At 39.1% G+C, this 302-nt stretch carries 1 pseudogene; it reads right to left on the bottom strand.

Annotated elements, in window-relative coordinates:
• Nucleotides 1–302, bottom strand: a pseudogene (locus tag ACFIK8_RS12215) (RNA methyltransferase); the annotation flags it as partial.

Raw genomic sequence — 302 nt, 5'->3', positions numbered from 1 at the left:
CATCTTTTTCGCCATACGTAATGTAAAAGTCCCCATTCTTGAAAACAAATCCAAAGCATTCTTTGCTTTTTTTAAATGGACCAAAATAACATTGCCCATAGTATTTTCTGCCTCTAGAGTCGCTTGGAGAAACCCACCAGCAGAAAACTCAACACAGACATCTTCAAAGTAAACCAATGGTTTTTCTCGTTCAATCAAAACTTTACCTTCAACAGATAAACGTGTAATTCCACGCGCAAGAGCTGTATGAACCATTTTCTGACGAATACGTCATCCCCCCACCACACACCCATTTAAAGCAA

It is taken from the genome of Bartonella sp. MR168JLCBS (assembly GCF_042194175.1).
This window is presented reverse-complemented; position numbering and strand designations above follow the sequence as displayed.